This is a genomic window from Kamptonema sp. PCC 6506, assembly GCF_000180455.1.
GTDB lineage: Bacteria > Cyanobacteriota > Cyanobacteriia > Cyanobacteriales > Microcoleaceae > Kamptonema > Kamptonema formosum.
On record NZ_CACA01000315.1, the window covers coordinates 1 to 20,426 of the forward strand.

19 protein-coding genes and 1 pseudogene are annotated in these 20,426 nt (G+C 42.6%); 13 read left to right on the forward strand and 7 right to left on the reverse strand.

Annotated features, from left to right (window positions below):
* Window positions 1-280 (forward strand): annotated as a pseudogene (locus OSCI_RS19905) (photosystem II D2 protein (photosystem q(a) protein)); the annotation flags it as partial.
* Between the two features lie 161 nt (window positions 281-441).
* Here the strand turns inward: OSCI_RS19905 and OSCI_RS19910 are convergent.
* The 3 genes from OSCI_RS19910 to OSCI_RS19920 all read right to left on the reverse strand — a co-directional run bounded on the left by OSCI_RS19910 (window position 442) and on the right by OSCI_RS19920 (window position 2,758).
* Window positions 442-1,200 carry a superoxide dismutase gene (locus OSCI_RS19910; protein WP_007356913.1) on the reverse strand — a complete coding sequence of 253 codons (759 nt, stop codon included), beginning with the start codon at window positions 1,198-1,200 and terminating at the stop codon, window positions 442-444.
* A 278-nt stretch (window positions 1,201-1,478) separates the two neighbouring features.
* Window positions 1,479-2,108, reverse strand: a complete 630-nt coding sequence (locus OSCI_RS19915) for a CBS domain-containing protein (protein ID WP_007356914.1) — start codon at window positions 2,106-2,108, stop codon at window positions 1,479-1,481.
* Window positions 2,109-2,137: 29 nt separating this feature from the next.
* Window positions 2,138-2,758, reverse strand: a complete 621-nt coding sequence (locus OSCI_RS19920) for a cupin domain-containing protein (protein WP_007356915.1) — start codon at window positions 2,756-2,758, stop codon at window positions 2,138-2,140.
* Window positions 2,759-3,520: 762 nt separating this feature from the next.
* Between OSCI_RS19920 and OSCI_RS19925 the strand changes: the two genes are divergently transcribed.
* Window positions 3,521-5,125, forward strand: coding sequence for a helix-turn-helix domain-containing protein (locus OSCI_RS19925; protein WP_007356917.1), 1,605 nt, complete (start codon window positions 3,521-3,523; stop codon window positions 5,123-5,125).
* A 148-nt stretch (window positions 5,126-5,273) separates the two neighbouring features.
* On the opposite strand, the gene nifT is transcribed toward OSCI_RS19925, so the two are convergent.
* The 4 genes from nifT to OSCI_RS30865 all read right to left on the reverse strand — a co-directional run bounded on the left by nifT (window position 5,274) and on the right by OSCI_RS30865 (window position 7,264).
* Window positions 5,274-5,477, reverse strand: a complete 204-nt coding sequence (gene nifT, locus OSCI_RS19930; protein WP_019487104.1) for a putative nitrogen fixation protein NifT — start codon at window positions 5,475-5,477, stop codon at window positions 5,274-5,276.
* Between the two features lie 11 nt (window positions 5,478-5,488).
* Entirely contained in the window at window positions 5,489-5,755 is a 267-nt protein-coding gene (locus OSCI_RS19935; RefSeq protein WP_007356919.1) for a nitrogen fixation protein NifZ, read from the reverse strand.
* Between the two features lie 127 nt (window positions 5,756-5,882).
* Window positions 5,883-6,647: a serine O-acetyltransferase gene (gene cysE / locus OSCI_RS19940; RefSeq protein WP_007356920.1), complete on the reverse strand. Its 765-nt coding sequence runs from the start codon at window positions 6,645-6,647 to the stop codon at window positions 5,883-5,885.
* Window positions 6,648-7,096: 449 nt separating this feature from the next.
* Complete coding sequence (locus OSCI_RS30865) at window positions 7,097-7,264, reverse strand: hypothetical protein (RefSeq protein ID WP_007356921.1); 168 nt, start codon at window positions 7,262-7,264, stop codon at window positions 7,097-7,099.
* A 575-nt stretch (window positions 7,265-7,839) separates the two neighbouring features.
* Here OSCI_RS30865 and nifB point away from each other — a divergent pair.
* The 11 genes from nifB to OSCI_RS19995 all read left to right on the forward strand — a co-directional run bounded on the left by nifB (window position 7,840) and on the right by OSCI_RS19995 (window position 20,410).
* Entirely contained in the window at window positions 7,840-9,294 is a 1,455-nt protein-coding gene (nifB, locus tag OSCI_RS19945) for a nitrogenase cofactor biosynthesis protein NifB (RefSeq protein ID WP_007356922.1), read from the forward strand.
* A 167-nt stretch (window positions 9,295-9,461) separates the two neighbouring features.
* Window positions 9,462-10,670 (forward strand): cysteine desulfurase NifS, encoded by a 1,209-nt coding sequence (gene nifS, locus OSCI_RS19950; protein WP_007356924.1) that lies wholly within the window; start codon window positions 9,462-9,464, stop codon window positions 10,668-10,670.
* Between the two features lie 113 nt (window positions 10,671-10,783).
* Window positions 10,784-11,680 carry a Fe-S cluster assembly protein NifU gene (nifU, locus tag OSCI_RS19955; protein WP_007356925.1) on the forward strand — a complete coding sequence of 299 codons (897 nt, stop codon included), beginning with the start codon at window positions 10,784-10,786 and terminating at the stop codon, window positions 11,678-11,680.
* 205 nt (window positions 11,681-11,885) lie between these two features.
* Entirely contained in the window at window positions 11,886-12,788 is a 903-nt protein-coding gene (gene nifH, locus OSCI_RS19960) for a nitrogenase iron protein (RefSeq protein ID WP_007356926.1), read from the forward strand.
* Window positions 12,789-12,980: 192 nt separating this feature from the next.
* On the forward strand, window positions 12,981-14,465 hold the full coding sequence (gene nifD, locus OSCI_RS19965; protein WP_007356927.1) for a nitrogenase molybdenum-iron protein alpha chain: 1,485 nt from the start codon (window positions 12,981-12,983) through the stop codon (window positions 14,463-14,465).
* Window positions 14,466-14,625: 160 nt separating this feature from the next.
* Window positions 14,626-16,164 (forward strand): nitrogenase molybdenum-iron protein subunit beta, encoded by a 1,539-nt coding sequence (gene nifK / locus OSCI_RS19970; RefSeq protein ID WP_007356928.1) that lies wholly within the window; start codon window positions 14,626-14,628, stop codon window positions 16,162-16,164.
* 141 nt (window positions 16,165-16,305) lie between these two features.
* On the forward strand, window positions 16,306-16,650 hold the full coding sequence (locus tag OSCI_RS28670; RefSeq protein ID WP_007356929.1) for a Mo-dependent nitrogenase C-terminal domain-containing protein: 345 nt from the start codon (window positions 16,306-16,308) through the stop codon (window positions 16,648-16,650).
* Window positions 16,651-16,753: 103 nt separating this feature from the next.
* Window positions 16,754-18,136, forward strand: coding sequence for a nitrogenase iron-molybdenum cofactor biosynthesis protein NifE (nifE, locus tag OSCI_RS19980; protein ID WP_019487106.1), 1,383 nt, complete (start codon window positions 16,754-16,756; stop codon window positions 18,134-18,136).
* Between the two features lies 1 nt (window position 18,137).
* Window positions 18,138-19,436, forward strand: a complete 1,299-nt coding sequence (nifN, locus tag OSCI_RS19985; RefSeq protein WP_019487107.1) for a nitrogenase iron-molybdenum cofactor biosynthesis protein NifN — start codon at window positions 18,138-18,140, stop codon at window positions 19,434-19,436.
* Between the two features lie 78 nt (window positions 19,437-19,514).
* Window positions 19,515-19,919 (forward strand): nitrogen fixation protein NifX, encoded by a 405-nt coding sequence (nifX, locus tag OSCI_RS19990; protein ID WP_007356930.1) that lies wholly within the window; start codon window positions 19,515-19,517, stop codon window positions 19,917-19,919.
* A 14-nt stretch (window positions 19,920-19,933) separates the two neighbouring features.
* Window positions 19,934-20,410: a NifX-associated nitrogen fixation protein gene (locus tag OSCI_RS19995; RefSeq protein WP_007356931.1), complete on the forward strand. Its 477-nt coding sequence runs from the start codon at window positions 19,934-19,936 to the stop codon at window positions 20,408-20,410.
* Window positions 20,411-20,426 lie beyond the last annotated feature (16 nt).

Sequence of the window (20,426 nt, forward strand, 5' to 3'; positions counted from 1 at the left end):
ATTCTCCAACAAGCGTTGGCTGCACTTCTTCATGTTGTTTGTGCCCGTCACTGGCTTGTGGATGAGCTCTATTGGTATCGTCGGTTTGGCTTTGAACTTGCGGGCTTACGATTTCGTCTCCCAAGAGTTGCGAGCTGCTGAAGATCCTGAGTTTGAAACGTTCTACACTAAGAACATTCTGCTTAATGAGGGTATCCGCGCTTGGATGGCTCCTCAAGACCAACCGCACGAAAACTTCATCTTCCCTGAAGAAGTTCTTCCTCGCGGTAACGCTTTGTAAGAATTCTTCACTCTTCTAGGCTCAAAGCCTTTTAGAAACAAAAAATTCAGGATGAAACTGTTTACACTTCACCCTTAATACTTTTAAAGTCCTTGCTTTTTAGCAGGGACTTTATTATTGTTGTTAACAGTTAACCGTTAACCGTTAACTGTTAACAAATACTAACCGATCGCTTGCTCATACCGCTGGTTAATTGCCGGCCAGTTGACAACATTCCACCATGCTTTTAGATAATCGCCGCGCAGGTTTTGATATTTAAGATAATAGGCGTGTTCCCAAACATCGTTCCCCATAATTGGATAGTTGCCTTCCATCAAAGGACTGTCTTGATTTGCGGTAGTTGTAATCTCAAGTCTGCCGTTTTTATTGCGTACTAACCAAACCCAACCGCTCCCAAAACGTTTTGTGCCTGCGTCGTTAAACTGTTGTTTAAAGGCATCAACACTACCGAAGGTTTGGTTAATTGCAGTTGCGATCGCGCCCGTTGGTTCACCTCCGCCTTTGGGACTCATAATTTCCCAAAACATGGTATGATTAACATGACCGCCACCATTGTTACGAACTACTGTGCGAATATCCTCCGGTACGCTATTGATGTCTCGCAACAATGCCTCAGCACTCTTTCCTTTCAGTTGCGAGTGTTTGTTAATAGCATCGTTCAGATTTTTGACATAGGCGGCGTGGTGTTTATCGTGGTGAAATTGCATAGTTCGCGCATCGATGTGCGGTTCTAGAGCATTGTATTCATAAGGTAAAGGTGGTAAAGTGAAACCAGTTTGGCTTTGAGCTAAGATATCCTCCTGTTTAGGGGTAGGTTGGGGTCGAGACAAATTGCTTCCCGATGCTTGGCAAGCACCAAACGTAGCTGCTCCAACGCTGGCGCTCAGTAAATACAAGAAATTTCGACGCTTAAGACTCATAATGATATACGACACTGCATTGTGCTAACTGTTTTATCTTATTTAAGGATAAATCCTGCTGTGTCGGCCAAAAGACATACTGCGCTTATTTTTATTCTGAAAAAATAATATTATCTCATCCTTTTGACATAGAGCTTCAATGTTATTGCGATCGCACATAACCTCCACACATGAGCTCATCTGCGATCGCAATAAAATTAGGCGGGGTTTTCACCCCGTCCGACGCTGAAGTTACCAATATTCAATTCTTGTGGTAATCGTTAACTTCCTAAACTCGATCAAACAGTTGCACTCAAAATTTGGTGTCGTACCTGTAAAATTTCTGGATTCTCCTCACAGTATAGCTGAAAAGCAGTTTTTTCTTTCGGCTCAGTTCCTTCTTGATAAGTAACCTCAGCTTCCAGCTCCTCTGTCAAAGCCCAAGCATCAATAGCTTCCTGACTGGTAATACCTTTAGCACTAGAAATTGATTTGGCTTTCTCAATCGCTTTCCCCAATTCTCGCCGCATCAGGGGAGCTTTAGGATTTTCTAGGAAATCGCCTTTAAACAGAATATCGGTTTGAGAAATAATGCCAATCAAAGTATTGCTAATTACTGGAGCAATGCGGATACCTGTATTAGCAAACAACCTCGCTACATACTCAACTCCTAGATCGGGATTGACAACAATACAAGGCTTGGTCATAATCTCATAAACGCGGATTTTCTCTAGGTCTTTTCCATAAGCAACAACCTTAGAGACAATATCCGTCTGGGTGAGAATACCATAAGCATCTTGCTGATTGCGGATATCTACAATTAAAGCCCGCAAGCTCTTTAGCCGCATCAATTTAACGGCTTCAGCTACTGTTGCAGAACCACGAATGGTAGCAACATCTTGAGTCATAATGTCAGATGCTTTCAGCATATTTTTTTCCTCTTTTTCTACTGTTGAATCTAAAAACTTTTGGCTGTCTGGGTTGTAATATTGAACTCAAAACGGGATCGTGGCAAGACATCACCATAAAGATGAAAAGTGACTGTGGGTTCCTCTCCTACTGCTTCTACACTATGAATAGCATTAGGTGTAAAACTGATAATTTCTCCAGCCCGAAAAACTTTTTCGCCTGTAAGTTCAATTTTTGAGGGAAACTCTGCATCGTTACAGCGTCGCCAAAAACGATGTTTTTCTTGTCCCTTGAGCACCGCCACTATCCCCCAACTGCCATGATTGTGAATGGGTGAAATTACTCCAGGTGCAAAGGTGACGTTTTGGATAGTTAGTGGATATCCAATCTCATCATACAGCGTCAGAATCGCAAGACCTGTTTTTGGACAAGGCTCTAGGTATTGAGTTTGTACCCAATATGAATTTGTAATTAATTGGCGTACACGCATTCGGATTTGGGGTAAATAATCCCACTGTTCCGCTTCATTGTTTGCCTGTTCAACCAAATCCAAAATGTCTGTTAGGAAGCGATGTAAGTAATAGCAGTCACTAATTAAATCCCACTCCCTAGCTGTAGGTCGAGGTTGACACTCTCCACTGTCTGTTATTAGCCAATCTCTAGTATTCATCTGTTTAAATGGCGAAAGCAATGGGTTTAAGTATGGTTTTCGGTGAAAGCCAACTTCCAAAGAACCCCATCCTTTTTAAAGGTGGGTGTGTCAACCTAGCCTCGTTTTAGTCTGGTGATATCAAGTTCAGTTAATTAATCATTATTAGGAACACGGACAGGTTTCTGGATCTCTGGTTTAAGCCGGGAGATATTCGCAAACTTGCTCTCGATCCGAATTATATATAATTAACCGGATTTGATATTACGACTTAACTGCTGTTGTTGGTGCTAAAGTAATTAAATAAATTATATCAGTTCGTATTTTAGTAAACACCGTCTAATTAAGGCTGTACTCAGAGTCTCAAATCCATAGCTGAACAGCTTTCTATTTTTTTTTTGGGAAGAGGTACTAGCATTTCGAGCTATAGCAACCGTTTTGACGGTTAAGACGTTATTAATTGCTGAAACCCTCGCTTTTATTGCTGTCAACATCCCTGTCTTCAGCCTTGAGCTTAAAATCTTACTATTTGTTGATGAGCGAATATTAATTACCGATCGGTCACTGAGTATTTAAGAGAAATCCCAAATCTAAAAGGAGATCTTGAAACAATTGCTGTATTTAAATATACAAAGCATCAGAAAATTTCTGATGCTTTTTCTTTATATCTGCTTTAGAGATATTAAAAAATAATTAATGAATATTTAATTGTTTGGCATGAACAAAAGATCATTACTAATCAAGAATATTATTAGCTCAGTTATTAAGTGATTTTGATTAGCCATGTCTTATTCCATCACTAATCGTTGCATTCAGTGCGATACTTGTGAGCCTCTTTGTCCTACAGAGGCGATCAAACGAAAAGATGATAAATACTGGATCGATCCCAATTTATGCGATAACTGCGAAAATTACTCTGCGCCTCAATGTGTCATTTGCTGTCCAGTTAACTCCCCAGTTCCTTTCCGAGCAAAAAAAGGGAGATATAAAATTGATAGTGATAGAACTCTTCCTAGTCCTAACCTTTTTACTAATGGGAAAAATAATCCCTTTGCTTCTGCAATTGCTATCTGGGAATTGTGCAATATTCTTGTACAGGGAACATCTCTTCGCTGGGAAATAGAAGATACTGGAGAAGTATGCTATCAGCGGCAAATCTTAAACGGAAAAGGTAAGATTGCCTTTCGCGTTGCCAACCCCTTAGCGGTTGACTCAACGGCATCACTTAAACATACAGAGGCTTTTTCAGTAATTGAATCCTTTGACATTAAAGCTGCTTGTCTCAATTTAATCTATGCAGCTCATATTACTGCCTTAGAGCGTCCTTGGGAAGAAGAATTTATCATCAATGACCTCCAAATTGAAGAATACTTAGGAATAGATAAACGTAAAGACCTCACTAAAGCTGCCAAGCTATCTCTCATCAAAGAACTTGCTCAACAACCCTGTAAATTAATGCTTAGTATTGATTTACCACCCCAGGGAAAAGTCAAAGGAATTTCCCTCAAAAATAGTCCGGTCTGGAACTTGTTAGAAATCGAACATCATTTTCAAGAAGATGATTCGGGGTATAAACATTTAGTCGGATTAACATTCAGAATAAAAGCCGGACAGTGGACAAAAATTTTTCTCAATCGACAAGGTTGTAAAGAACAGAATAGCTTTTATCAATATGGTACGCTGCCTAAAACCCTATTAAATTCAGTGATGGGCATTTGGCAACAACATCCAGGTGCGGCACGGATGTTAATTTGGTTATTATTTAAAACCAAAATGGGTAAAGAACAGCGTGTCACAGTACCTACATTAATGCGCGTAGCGTATGGTGAGAAAAAATTCAATACTTTATCTTCACAAAAAGATGAACGCAAACGGCTAATGAAAATCTTTGAAAATGATTTAGAAGTTATCAGTTGCTATGGAATAAACCCAGTATTCGATCCCATTACTTATCCACTAGAAATTCAACCCCTATGGGTGAAGCTCAAAAATATTCCAGAAGAAGCAGAGGCGGCTTTAGACTTTTGGATTGCAGATGGTAGTAAGAATAATCGCCTAACTGATGTGGCACCTCGTGGTAAGTGGAATCGTTTAATGAACGCACGAGTATTACATTTTGAAATCCCGCCTGAATGGGAATCTCCCACCAAAATGAAAGTTATTCAGCCTCAAAAAACCAAAGAGAGAAATAGAACCAAGGTTAAACCATCGGTTGAACTTTCATCTCAACAGATTATTGAGGCAAGGAAGATAAGGCTTTTGAGTCAGAGAGAATTAGCATCATTAATGGGCAAAAGTCAAAGCTGGATTAGAGATATTGAAAATGGTCGCTTTCAAGTCAAGGGAGAAGACCAAATGTTACTGCGGAAAGTGTTAGGGATGATGTAACAGTTGTCAAGTAAGTGAGGTATGGATCTACAAATTACCAGGTGTACCTCAATTGTCTGAGAGTTGATATCAGTCAGATAAAACTCCCCCACGTCTTGAGATGGAGGAGTGACAAAAGTCTAACCTAAGCGTCAGGAATGTCAAAAGTCTAAGCTAAGCGTTTGGCTTCTACTGTTTGTGGTAATTTCAATGGTTCGAGTAAATTAGCAATTTCTAATTCCCAACCATTTGTCAAAGTCAAGATTTTGTTCCCATTTAATTCCGTTTCACTCACTACTTCCTCTTCCAAATCTTTCTTGGCAACGTAAACCATTAATTTGCCGGTTGTACCGCGACGTAACATTACTTTCATCTTTAATTACCTCAAATTACTGTTTCAAATGGTTCTAGTTCTCTGGCACGACAACCAACAATATAGCCTGTTCCCATAAAATGCACAGCATAAATATAGGAGTTTTGTAAAAATGTCCCGATAGAAATCACATAGCCAATTTCACCCTTTTTTGCTAAAGTGGCCCCAATTTCCTGACCCGGAAAGGTTCCATCATTACGGATTAACTTGCGTGTTTGGACTTTTTGACCAATTTCAAAACAAGGAGGCAAGTCAAGTTCTAATTCATCTAGCTGCATAGATTCCCTCAATAGAAAAACTAAGTTTAGAAGTTTGACGAAATTAATTGTACTTGTTTGGCTGATGTTTAAACCTCAAGGGAGAGAACATGGGCTATTTCTCTCTGGAATGTCTGCGGTCAAATAGCTACTTTTGACCAACTTGAAGGCGAAGAATATGCTCCTCTAATTTCTCAATTCGATCGACTAAACTGCGAATCAGTGCCGCTTCTGCATCTGGCATTTTTCCGTGTTCTAGTGGACAAGTATTTTGAGGAATGCGACGAATATTTCTACCAGGAACACCTACAACTGTACAATCTGAAGGCACGTCTCGTAATACAATAGAGCCAGCGCCAATGCGGACATAATCACCTACTTCAATATTACCTAAAACCTTCGCACCTGCCCCGACAACAACATACTTACCAAGAGTCGGATGACGCTTACCGCTTTCTTTTCCCGTACCTCCCAAAGTAACGCCCTGATAAATTAGGGTGTAATCTCCTAAAATTGCTGTTTCCCCAATGACTACTCCCATCCCATGATCGATAAATACCCCCTTACCAATGACCGCGCCAGGGTGAATTTCGACACCGGTGAAGAATCGGGTTAGGTAAGAAATTAGACGGGGGAAAAAGGGAACTTTAAGATTGTGTAACCAGTGGGCAACCCGATGCATTTCCAAAGCATGAAACCCTGGGTAAAAGCAAAGAACTTCCAGCCAATTACGGGCGGCGGGGTCGCGCTCGAAAATAATCTGAAAATCAATTTTGATTGTTTGCCACCAGTTTAGAAGTGGATTAGTAGATTGGGCATCCTCTGTTGCTGCTGGAGTGGTTGTACGACCTTGAGCATACAGTTTTTCTTGTGAAATAGGCTTAACTGTTAAAGGGGCAAAAGTCTGTAGCATTGCTTTCCGGGGGGTGAAAAAGCCGTAATCTCCATCTCCTGCTTATATCAGATAGTTGAAAACTAGGTAGTTTGCTTAACCTGGATAGAATTATTAAATTAATTAAAGATGTACTCAAGCACCAAATGCCTTGATAGGAGAGGGATTCATTTTTTTTTGGGGCTATAGGTACGAGTATTTTTGGCTATAGGTATGAGTATTTATCAGTGACGTACTCAGTATTTATGTACTCAGCCATAAGTCTCTTTCAGCAAGTATTTCAGACTATTTACGTACCAATTTTGGGGAAGAAAAAATTGTACTCACCATCTTTTTAGGACTTACTGGGTCTTTAACCCTGTTGGTTAAGTCGTGCTTTGTCAGAATGACTGTCTAGAAATTATTTTTTAAATTTTTGTATATCTAACTACTATTTAAGCTTTTATGGCTTACAGTAAAAGTAGCGAGCATCATTTTTTATGTGGCACTTGAGGCAAATCCCCTATTATTACTTTTATTTTGTCTGTATCATTAGATACAATCAATAACTTTGGTAAAGAAATCGCCAAAAAAAATCCCAGGTCATAAAAAACTGATATATTAGATACAGAATTAAATTTAAGAATACCGTCAGCCATCTCTCCAAAAGATCGTCTCGGTTATCCCCCTTCTCAATTGCCCTATCAGATTAAATTTGGGGCATCAAATTTATATTTTTTGAGTACCCATCAAGCCAGTAGAAAATTTGCTATAAATCTCATCAAACCCATGCGCCAACTGGGTTAGCTTTGAGTACAAAAATACCGCTTCTCGGCTACCTAAATACTTATCGCTTAGACCAAAAATACTCGTACCTATACCCCAAAATTTTTTTTCAAATCTATTTTTCCCTTACAGAGTAAGGATTACAGGTTTTGAGTACCTTCTTAATTAGTTTAATAAGTCTTATCCCTAGCCATCTCTGCGGGAGGCAATTGAGTAGCTGCTATAAATTTCATAACGCCAGATGCTTAACCCGCCAAAGGTAATAGGTAATAGGTATTTAAGTAATTGGTAAATTCAAACAGTACCAAAAGCCAAATAACCGATGGATTCTGGGGGAAGTTAATGAATGGAATGGAGCCTAATATAGGGCCCAACGGATAAACAAAATAATTCCTGTTTGTTCATATTTCCTATAGCGTTGACGAGTCCACTGAATCCCATAAATTCAATGACACCCCAACCTGGAATCCTTACTAAAACAAGCGCTACTCAATCTACTGGTTGTAGTTCTTCTAGCTGTGGTACTTCCACCGATGGAATTGACGAAAAACTTAAAAAGCGGATTGAAAACCATCCGTGTTATAGCGAAGAAGCACACCATCACTATGCCAGAATGCACGTTGCAGTTGCTCCCGCTTGCAACATTCAATGTAATTATTGTAATCGGAAATACGACTGTGCTAACGAAAGTCGTCCTGGGGTAGTTAGTGAACTGCTAACACCCGAAGAAGCCGCTCATAAAGTATTAGTGATTGCCGGCAAAATTCCGCAAATGACAGTATTGGGAATTGCGGGCCCAGGCGACCCATTAGCCAACCCGGAAAAAACTTTCCGCACCTTTGAGTTAATTTCTGATAAAGCCCCAGATATCAAGCTTTGTTTATCAACTAACGGCTTAATGTTGCCCGATTATGTTGAAAAAATTAAGCAACTCAACGTGGATCATGTCACCATTACTATTAATATGGTAGATCCCGAAATCGGCACACAAATCTATCCTTGGGTTCACTATCGGCGGAAGCGTTACAAAGGCATTGAAGCAGCTAGAATTTTGCACGAACGGCAAATGGAAGGCTTACAAGCACTAAAAGAAGCCGATATTCTTTGCAAAGTGAACTCAGTAATGATTCCCGGAGTTAACGACCATCACTTACCAGAAGTAAATGAAGTGATTCGTTCTAAAGGGGCATTTCTTCACAACATTATGCCTCTGATTTCAGCACCAGAACATGGCACACACTTTGGTTTAACTGGTCAGCGCGGGCCGACACCAAAAGAACTGAAAACAGTGCAAGATAACTGTGCTGGCAACATGAAGATGATGCGCCACTGTCGCCAATGTCGGGCCGATGCTGTAGGACTCTTAGGCGAAGACAGAAGCCAAGAATTTACTAAAGATAAATTCATGGAAATGCAGCCAGAGTACAACATTGAATCACGGCAAGAAGTTCATGCTGGCATTGAGAAGTTTAAAGACGAACTCAAATCAGCCAAAGCAAAGCTCAAACCTAGTCAGAAAGTTGCTAACAGCCCCAAAATTCTTGTAGCAGTAGCAACTAAAGGCGGTGGTTTAGTAAATCAGCACTTTGGTCATGCTAAAGAGTTTCAAATTTACGAAGTAGATGCTAACGAAGCTAAATTCGTCGGTCATCGCAAAATCGATCATTACTGCCAAAGCGGTTACGGCGAGGAAGCGACTTTAGAACACACGATTAAAGCTCTTTCTGATTGTAAAGCAATTCTAGTTTCCAAAGTCGGCGAATGTCCGAAAGCGGATTTACAAACAGCAGGTTTAGTTGTAGTGGAAGCTTACGACGTAATTGAGAAAGTTGCCCGTGCATTTTATGACACCCATATTCTCAAAAGCTCTAACGCTATTCCTGAGATTGTAGGTTGTATTTAATGGCTCTAGTTGATGGGTATGAGGTATAGCAGCCGCTTCCTAATTGCTAATTTATAAAGCTGTACTTCATTCCATTCACAACTGCTTCTTGCTTCCCAATTCCCAATTTCTAATTCCCTTTCCCATTTCCAATTCCCTGTTCCTATTGTCAATCTGAGGACAAGATTATGTCAACTTGTATTTACCTAGATAATAATGCCACAACCAAGGTAGATCCAGGAGTGTTGGAAGCAATGCTACCCTACCTAACCGAATATTATGGCAATCCCTCCAGTATGCACACCTTTGGGGGAAAAGTAGGAAAAGCTGTAAAACAAGCCAGAGCACAAGTAGCAGGTCTTTTGGGAGCAGATGATTCAGAAATTGTGTTTACCAGTTGTGGCAGTGAAAGTAACAATACAGCAATTAGGGCTGCATTAGCCGCTCAACCAGATAGACGACATATTATTACTACCCAAGTAGAACACGCTGCTGTAATTAATGTTTGCAAACAACTAGAAAAACAAGGTTACACAGTTACTTATCTATCAGTTGACCGTCAGGGACAATTAGATTTAATGGAATTGGAAGCTGCATTAACTGGAAACACAGCTTTAGTTTCCACCATGTATGCTAACAACGAAAGTGGGACAATTTTCCCCATAGAAAAAATCGGTGCTTTAGCTAAAGAATATGGTGCAGTCTTCCATGTTGATGCAGTACAAGCCGTAGGTAAAATTCCTTTAAATATGAAGGAAAGTACCATTGACCTATTAACACTATCAGGTCATAAATTACACGCCCCCAAAGGCATTGGTGCTTTATATGTAAGACGCGGTTTCCATTTCCGTCCGTTGTTAATAGGCGGACATCAAGAACGGGGCCGGAGAGCAGGAACAGAAAATGTAGCGGGTATAATTGGTTTAGGAAAAGCAGCAGAACTCGAATTATTGCATATGCCAGAAGCAATTCAGCGAGAAAGCAAATTGCGCGATCGCCTAGAAGAAAACCTGCTACTTACTATTCCTAATTGTGAAGTAAATGGCGACCCTGCTCATCGCTTACCTAACACCACTAATATTGGCTTCAAATACATCGAAGGCGAAGCTATCTTACTCTCATTAGATCGATACGGGATTTGCGCTTCTTCTGGTTCTGCTTGCACTTCTGGCTCTTTAGAACCCTCTCATGTTTTGCGGGCAATGGGTTTACCTTATGTTATCCTTCACGGTTCGATCCGATTTAGTCTTAGCCGTTACACAACTGATGCAGAAATAGATCGAGTTTTAACTGTAATGCCAGGAATTGTAGAGAGATTGCGTTCCCTTTCACCCTTCAATAGTGACTCTGCTGACTGGTTGCAAGATAGACAAGAAGCCGTAACAGTTAGTAGATAAAGCAGCAGTGAAAGCATAAAAAGCTTTTCAATTCTCAATTCCTAATTCTCAATTCCCAATTCTCAATTCCCAATTCCCAATTCCTCCTCATACCCTTAATTTGGAAAACTGCCATGTGGGACTACACTGAAAAAGTATTAGACTTATTCTACAACCCGAAAAACCAAGGGGCAATCGAAGAAACCAACGAACCAGGAATTGCCGTAGTCTTTGGCGAAGTAGGTAGTATTGCTTGCGGTGATGCTTTAAGACTACATCTCAAAATCGACGAACCCCAAGATACAATTCTCGATGCTCGTTTTCAAACCTTTGGTTGCACCAGCGCCATTGCTTCCTCTTCCGCTTTAACAGAATTAATCAAGGGTTTGACATTAGATCAAGCCTTAAAAGTCACCAACAGAGAAATCGCAGATTTTTTAGGTGGTTTGCCTGAAGCTAAAATGCACTGTTCTGTAATGGGACAAGAAGCCTTAGAAGCTGCCATTTATAAATATCGTGGCATTGAACCAGAAGCACACCCTGAAGATGAAGGCACTTTAATTTGTAGTTGCTTTGGTATCAGCGAACCGAGAATTCGTCGGGCAATTGTCGAAAACAATTTAACTACAGCAGAACAAGTAACTAGCTATATCAAAGCTGGTGGTGGTTGTGGTTCTTGTTTATATCCTATTGACGACTTAATTGCCGAAGTCTTCAAAGAGAAAGCCAACATCACCAAAGTTGCGACCGAGATTGCTTTTGCGAAAGAGACTAAAAATCAATCACCTACACAACCTTTGACACCCATCCAAAAAATCTCTTTAATTCAGAAAGTTTTAGAAGAAGTGCGCCCATTGCTAATCGCAGATGGAGGTGACGTAGAACTTTATGACGTAGAAGGAGATATTGTCAAAGTCTTGCTCAAAGGAGCTTGTGGTTCTTGTCCTAGTAGTACATCCACTCTGAAAGGGTTAATCGAAACTACTTTGAAAGAGAAAGTTTTACCCAGTTTAGTAGTACAAGCACTGTAAACTAGCGGGCTATTGACTCATCAGATTTCCTACAACAAATTCACGAGTAATTATGAAATTTACCAGAAAATATCAAGAGGAGCGTCCTCCCCCCATAGTTAGGTTTCAGATTCTAAGTTTCACAATTGATACTTATTTCTGAACCGAACCACTCAAGACCTCTTCTTAAACAACAAACCCACTCATTTACAAAGGATAATTAACCATGACTGACGAAAAAATTAGACAGATTGCATTCTACGGTAAAGGCGGTATTGGTAAGTCTACTACTTCCCAAAATACCATTGCCGGGATGGCTGAATTAGGTCAGCGCGTGATGATTGTAGGTTGCGACCCAAAAGCAGATTCTACCCGCTTAATGCTACACAGCAAAGCTCAAACAACCGTCTTACACCTAGCTGCTGAACGGGGAGCCGTCGAAGATGTAGAGCTAGAAGAAGTGTTACTTACTGGCTACAGAGACGTGCGTTGCGTAGAATCTGGCGGCCCAGAACCCGGTGTAGGTTGTGCAGGACGGGGGATCATCACCGCTATTAATTTCCTTGAAGAAAACGGTGCTTACGAAGATCTCGATTTTGTCAGCTATGACGTATTAGGCGACGTAGTTTGCGGCGGTTTCGCCATGCCAATTCGCGAAGGAAAAGCTCAAGAAATTTACATCGTCACCTCTGGTGAAATGATGGCAATGTACGCCGCAAATAACATTGCACGCGGTGTTCTCAAATATGCTCACTCCGGTGGTGTTCGTCTGGGTGGTTTAATTTGCAACAGCCGTAAAGTTGACCGTGAATTAGAACTAATCGAAACCTTAGCGAAGCGGTTGAATACTCAAATGCTTCACTTTGTCCCCCGCGATAACGTTGTGCAACACGCAGAATTGCGCCGCATGACAGTGATTGAGTATGCACCTCAACATCCTCAAGCCCAAGAGTATCGCACCCTTGCTAACAAGATTATCGACAACAAGAACCTGACAATTCCTACTCCTATTTCAATGGATGAATTAGAAGACTTACTGGTTGAATTCGGTATTCTTGGTGATGACAAAGAATTCGAGCATCTAGTTGGCAAGACTGCGGATGAAGTCCCTGTAACAGTTGGTGTTTAAACCCTAGTAATCAAGGGGATAGGCTAAAACAAGAAAAGGAAAGATTTTCTTATCTAAAATCCCAAATAGGTCTCAGGTGTGAGGTTTCAGATGAATTATTGTTGGAGCCTGAAACTCAAAACCTGAAACCGACCTGAAACCTATCCCCTATTCCCTATTTCCTATTCCCTACTCACTCAGAGAGGCAGATTTATGACTCCTATCGAATCTACTACTATTGACCCTCAAGACTTAGCTGCGGAAGTTGTTGACAAAAAAGCCCTGATCAAAGAAGCTTTAGAACTCTATCCCGATAAAGCTAAGAAAAAACGGGAAAAGCACCTGAATGTCTACGAAGAAGGCAAATCAGATTGTGGCGTTAAGTCTAATATCAAATCCGTTCCCGGTTCCATGACCACACGCGGCTGCGCCTACGCTGGATCGAAAGGCGTAGTTTGGGGCCCAATCAAAGACATGATTCACATCAGTCATGGCCCCGTAGGTTGCGGTTATTATTCCTGGTCTGGTCGTCGCAACTACTATATCGGAACTACAGGCATTGATAGCTTTGGCACAATGCAATTTACATCCGATTTCCAAGAAAGAGATATCGTATTTGGTGGTGATAAAAAACTTGCCAAACTAATTACTGAACTAGACGAACTCTTCCCCTTAAATAGAGGCGTTTCGATTCAGTCTGAGTGTCCTATTGGTCTCATCGGAGACGATATCGAAGCTGTTGCCAAGAAAGCCAGCAAAGAAATCGGAAAAACCGTTGTACCTGTACGTTGTGAAGGCTTCCGGGGTGTCTCTCAATCCCTGGGACACCACATTGCAAACGACACTATCCGGGATTGGGTTTTTCCTCAAGCAGACAAGAAAAAGAAAGAACTGGGTCATGAAGGTACTCCCTACGATGTCGCAATTATTGGAGACTATAACATCGGTGGTGATGCTTGGTCTAGCCGCATTCTTCTCGAAGAAATTGGCTTGCGCGTAGTAGCTCAATGGTCGGGAGATGGCACGCTTCACGAAATGATGATGACCCCAACTGTGAAGCTAAATTTAGTTCACTGCTATCGCTCCATGAACTATATTAGCCGCCACATGGAAGAAGCTTATGGCATTCCTTGGTTGGAATATAACTTCTTTGGCCCAACTCAAATTGCTGCATCTCTGCGAGAAATTGCAGGTAAGTTTGACCAAAAAATCCAAGATAATGCTGAAAAAGTCATTGCTAAGTATGAAGCCCAAACTAAGGCCGTACTTGACAAATTCTACTCGCGCCTAGAAGGTAAGACTGTCGCTTTAATGGTTGGTGGTTTGCGTCCCCGCCACGTCGTTCCTGCCTTCCACGATTTAGGAATGAAACTAATCGGTACTGGTTACGAGTTTGGTCACAATGATGACTACAAACGCACGACTCATTACATTGAAGACGGCACCTTAATTTATGATGACGTTTCTGCTTATGAGTTCGAGCATTTTGTCAAGGAACTCAAGCCAGATTTAATTGCTTCCGGCATCAAAGAGAAGTATGTTTTCCAGAAAATGGCGCTTCCCTTCCGCCAGATGCACTCTTGGGATTATTCTGGCCCTTATCACGGTTACGATGGTTTTGCTATCTTCGCCCGCGATATGGATTTAGCCCTTAATAGTCCAACTTGGGGATTAATTGGTGCTCCTTGGAAGAAGTAACCAAAACAGATTAGGGGAATACTACTAAGGATGAACGCTAAAAGTTTAAAATCCCCAAAACTATCTCTCGATTTTCATCCTTAGTTCCTCCTAAATACAAGTTTTTTGTTATTTCCAACTCTCTACGCTACACTCCCTCATAAATATTGGAGATTGAGTCATGCCTCAGAACAATATAGACAAAATTGACGACCACGTTACACTATTTCATCAGGAAGAATATCAACAGCTATTTGCTGGGAAAAAGGAATTTGAAGGCGGCCACAGCCCAGAAGAAGTAACTCGAATTGCAGAATGGACAAAGACTTGGGAATATCGCGAGCAAAACTTTAGCCGCGAAGCTTTAACAGTTAATCCAGCTAAGGCTTGTCAGCCTCTAGGCGCAATTTTAGCAGCAGTAGGTTTTGAAGCTACCCTGCCCTTTGTTCACGGTTCTCAAGGTTGCGTTGCCTACTTCCGTTCTCACTTTACTCGTCACTTCAAAGAACCATTTTCAGCAGTGTCTTCTTCAATGACTGAAGATGCAGCGGTCTTTGGCGGACAGAATAATATGATTGATGGCTTGGCGACTTCTTATAATCTCTACAAGCCAAAGATGATTGCTGTCTGTACTACTTGTATGGCGGAAGTGATTGGGGATGACTTGCAAGCCTTTATTAATAATGCCAAGGCTGCAGGTTCTGTTCCTCAAGAATATCCCGTTCCTTACGCTCATACACCTAGCTTTGTCGGCTCCCATATTACGGGTTACGACAATATGATGAAGGGAATTTTATCGAACCTAACAGCCGGTAAAAAAGCCGAAACGACTAACGGTAAGATTAACTTTATTCCCGGCTTTGAAACTTACATTGGTAACTTGCGCGAAGTCAAGAGAATTGGCTCTCTAATGGGCATAGACTATACGCTGCTGGCGGATAATTCTGAATATCTAGATTCACCAAATACTGGAGAATACAAAATGTATCCCGGCGGTACGCCACTGGCAGAGGCAGCCGATTCCATTAATGCAGAAGCGACGATCGCTTTACAATCTTATTCAACCACTAAAACTCGCGATTACATTGATAGCGAGTGGAAGCAACCTACTTATGTCTGCCGTCCTGTAGGTATCCGGGGAACTGATGAATTCTTGATGAAATTATCGGCTCTGACAGGTAAACCAATTCCTCAAGAATTGGAAGACGAACGGGGTCGGGCAGTAGACGCGCTAACGGATTCGCAATCATGGCTGCATGGCAAGCGGGTGGCAATGTATGGCGATCCAGATTTGGTGATTGGATTAACCCAATTCCTGCTAGAAATTGGTGCTGAACCTGTGCATATCTTGGTAAGCAATAGCAACAATTTGTTTGAAAAAGAGTTGCAAGCAATTCTAGATGCTAGCCCCTTTGGTAAGGGTGCAACTATCTGGGGTGGTAAGGATTTGTGGCATCTACGTTCTCTCTTATTCACAGAACCCGTAGATCTATTAATCGGCAACTCCTACGGCAAGTATCTGTGGCGCGATACCAAAACTCCTTTAGTGCGAATTGGCTATCCTATCTTTGACCGCCACCACCTGCACCGCTATTCTACTTACGGTTATCAAGGTGCGATCAATTTGCTCAACTGGATTGTAAATACGCTACTTGACGAACTGGATCGCAATACCATTATCCCAGCGAAGACTGATATTTCCTACGACTTGATTCGATAAATAGGGTGGTGGGCATGGGAAGAGTTTTGAGTTAAAGAACTGAGTTAAAGAACTAATTCTCCTTACCTTCCCTGCCTCCCCTTGCCTTTCTCTGCCTCCCCCTGCCTCCCCTGTTCCTCCTCCTCCCTATCTTCAAGTCCTATGACTACTATCACCCACACGCACGATAGCCACACGCACGATCGCCACCCTCACGACCATTACCTCGGCCCCAGAGAAAAGTCTGGTTTCGATCCTCTCTTCCTCCTGCGTCGATGGGTGGATAGAGTTCCAGTAAGCGATCGCCAATTTGCCCATCTTATTTGCCAGGTAATTCCCTGTTGTTGTCCTTTTGAACGAGATGTTAATCTGTTCGGACACGCCTATCACATTCCGCCTCTGTGCAAATTAAACCCTCTGTATGACGAGTTTGTTGGCTTACGCTTCCGCGCTCTTAGTTATCTAGCAGATGTTTGTTTAGAAGACATCACAAAATACATCTGCTAAGTAGAAAAGTTTTGAGTTATGAAGCGAGGAAAAGTCCTTAAAATTCTTTAATTCAAAACTCAAAACTCCTAACTCCTAACTATTCTCTTTCCCCCTGACTCCTATGAAGATTACTCAAGGAAAAATTAACGAACTCCTCAGCGAGCCAGGTTGCGAACACAATCATCACAAGCATGGGGAAAAAAAGAAGAAAGCCTGCCAACAACAAGCCCAACCTGGTGCGGCTCAAGGAGGATGTGCTTTCGATGGGGCGATGATTGCTCTAGTACCTATTACCGATGTGGCACACTTGGTTCACGGGCCGATCGCCTGTGCGGGCAATTCTTGGGGAAGTCGAGGCAGTCTTTCCTCTGGTTCTCATCTTTATAAGATGGGTTTTACTACCGATCTGAGTGAGAATGATATCATTTTTGGTGGCGAGAAACGGCTCTACAAAGCTATTTTGGAAGTCCAAGAACGCTATCAACCAGCAGCAGTTTTTGTTTACTCCACTTGTGTTACTGCCTTGATCGGAGATGACTTAGATTCCGTTTGCGAAGCTGCGGCGAAGAAGATAGGAACTCCTGTAATTCCTGTTAATTCTCCGGGATTTATTGGGAGTAAAAACTTAGGGAATCGAGTAGGTGGAGAATCGCTATTAGAGTATGTAATCGGGACTGCGGAACCTGAATTTACCACGCCCTATGACATTAACCTCATTGGCGAATACAATATCGCTGGGGAATTGTGGGATGTAATGCCACTGTTTGAAAAACTAGGCATTCGCGTGCTGGCAAAGATGACTGGGGATGCTAGGTATCAGGAAATTTGTTACGCTCACCGAGCCAAACTAAATGTCACAATTTGCTCGAAAGCACTGATCAATATTGCTCGGAAAATGGAGGAACGCTACGGCATTCCCTACATTGAAGAGTCTTTTTACGGGGTGGAAGATGTCAACCGTTGCTTGCGAAATATTGCTCTGAAATTAGGCGATCGCACATTGCAAGCACGAGTAGAAGCACTAATCGCTGAAGAAACCGCCCAGCTCGATCGGGATTTAGCCCCCTATCGCGCTCGACTCAAGGGCAAGCGGGTAGTGCTCTACACAGGTGGGGTGAAGAGTTGGTCAATTATCTCTGCTGCCAAAGACTTAGGGATGGAAGTAGTCGCCACCAGCACCAAGAAAAGCACAGAGGAAGACAAAGCCCGGATTCGGGAATTGCTGGGCGCGGAGGGGATCATGATGGAAAAGGGCAATGCCCAGGAATTGCTGAAAGTGATTGCCCAAACCAAGGCCGATATGTTGATTGCCGGGGGGCGCAATCAATACACAGCCCTAAAAGCTCGCATTCCTTTTCTAGATATCAATCAAGAACGCCACCATTCCTATGCCGGATATGCAGGCATGGTATCGATGGCCAGAGAGTTAGAAGAAGCTCTCTACAGCCCAATTTGGGAGCAACTTCGCCAACCGGCACCCTGGGAAAAAGAGGAGGCAATCTGAAATGGCTACGATCGCAACTCCCAAAAAATCAGTGGCGGTGAATCCGCTTAAACAAAGTCAGCCTTTGGGCGCTACTCTAGCGTTTTTGGGGCTCAAAGGGATGATGCCTCTACTGCACGGTTCTCAAGGATGTACTGCCTTTGCCAAGGTAACGCTAGTGCGACATTTCCGAGAAGCAATTCCGCTGGCGACTACGGCAATGACGGAAGTAACCACGATTCTAGGTGGAGAGGAAAATGTAGAACAGGCAATTCTGACTTTGGTGGAAAAAGCTCAGCCACTAATGATCGGTTTGTGTACGACGGGATTGACGGAAACGCGAGGTGATGACATGGAGGGTATTCTCCGCACCATCCGCAAGCGCCACCCGCAATTATACGATTTGCCGATTGTGTTTGTCTCTGCACCGGACTTTCAAGGAGCATTACAAGATGGCTTTGCCGCTGCGGTAGAAAGCATGATGCGCGAACTTCCCCAAGTTGGGGAAACGCGATCGCATCAGGTGACGCTACTGGTTAGTTCCGCCTTTTCCCCTGGAGACGTGCAAGCAGTCAAGGAAATCATCGCTGCTTTTGGACTAACTGCGATCGCAGTTCCCGATCTATCCACCTCCCTAGACGGTCATTTGGAAGACTCCTACAGCGCGGTGACAGGTGGGGGTACAACTCTACCAGAACTCCGGGCAATTGGTAGTTCTATTTATACCTTGGCCCTGGGCGAGAGTATGCGCGAGAGTGCGACGATCCTGGAAAAGCAGTTTGGGATTCCATTTGAGGTGTTTCCCCACTTAACCGGATTAGCCGCTGTCGATGAGTTTTTACAAGCGCTTTCGGATCTCAGCGGCGTGGATGTGCCAGCAAAATACTGCCACCAACGCCGTCAGTTGCAGGATGCGATGTTGGATACTCATTTCTACTTTGGACACAAGCGCGTCTCTTTAGCACTAGAACCGGATTTATTGTCTGCAACTGTCTGGTTATTGAAGGGGATGGGGGCAGAAATTCAGGCAGCAGTGACGACGACGCGATCGCCCCTGCTAGAAAAACTCCCAGTAGAAACAGTGACAATTGGCGATTTGGAAGATTTTGAGCAACTGGCAGCAGGTTCAGATTTGTTGATTACCAACTCTCACGGCGCAGGAATATCTCGTCGCCTCCAGATTCCCCTCTATCGTCAAGGTTTCCCCATTTACGATCGCTTGGGTAACGGTCAGCGTTGCACTGTCGGCTATCAGGGAACTACACAGCTTTTGTTTGATATCGGCAATTTATTTTTAGAGCAAGAAGAATCAAGCGATTGAAAAGGTTAGATTAACTCCGCATCATTTGGCTTGGTTATGCTCTTTCTTCTCTTTCATTTTCTCATGAGGAGGCAAGCAATGAAAATTGCATTCACGACTAGCGATCGCGTTCACATCAATGCTCACTTTGGTTGGGCAAAAAAGATTGATGTCTATGAAGTTTCAACTGAGGGTTATCAATTCTTAACAACTCTCAAGTTCGAGGGCGATCTCAAAGAAGATGGTAATGAAGACAAACTCTTACCCAAAATTGAGGCCCTCGCCGACTGCACAATTGTTTATGTTTCAGCAATTGGTGGTAGTGCTGCCGCCCGGTTAATCAAAAAGCGGATCACTCCCATTAAAGCCCAATCGGAAGAGCAAGAAATTAGCGATGTCCTCGAAAAGTTAGTCACAACTTTGAAGGGAAATCCACCGCCTTGGCTGCGAAAAGTCTTGCAACAGTCCAACCATTTCCCCCAAGAAGAATTAGAGTTAAATTAGAGGAGATTTACCCAATGAATGCAACTGAAACCGCCACCGAGAACACCTCATCTGATGTCATTAAGCATCCCTTTCTTCAGGAACTATTACGGCAAATCCGAGCCGAGGATTCCTACGGTTTTTACCGCAATTGGTCGGATGAACTCATCCTCAAACCTTTTGTAGTCACCAAGCAAGAAAAGCGCAAAATCCCAGTGGATGGCGATGTTGAGCCTAATACCAAAGGACGCATTCAATTATTTTATCGCGCGATCGCAGCTCGGATTGAAAAAGAAAGCGGGCTACTTTCTCAGATAGTAATTGATTTAAGTCACGAAGGCTTTGGCTGGGCATTAGTCTTTTCTGGCCGTCTCCTACTGGTTGCTAGAACCTTGCGCGATGCTCAACGCTTCGGTTTTGACTCCTTAGAAAAGCTAGCAGAAGAAGGAGAAAAGCTCACCTTATCGGGAATTGAACTAGGTAAATCCTATCCAGAAGTAGGCAAGCTTTAGTCACCTTTAGCGATCC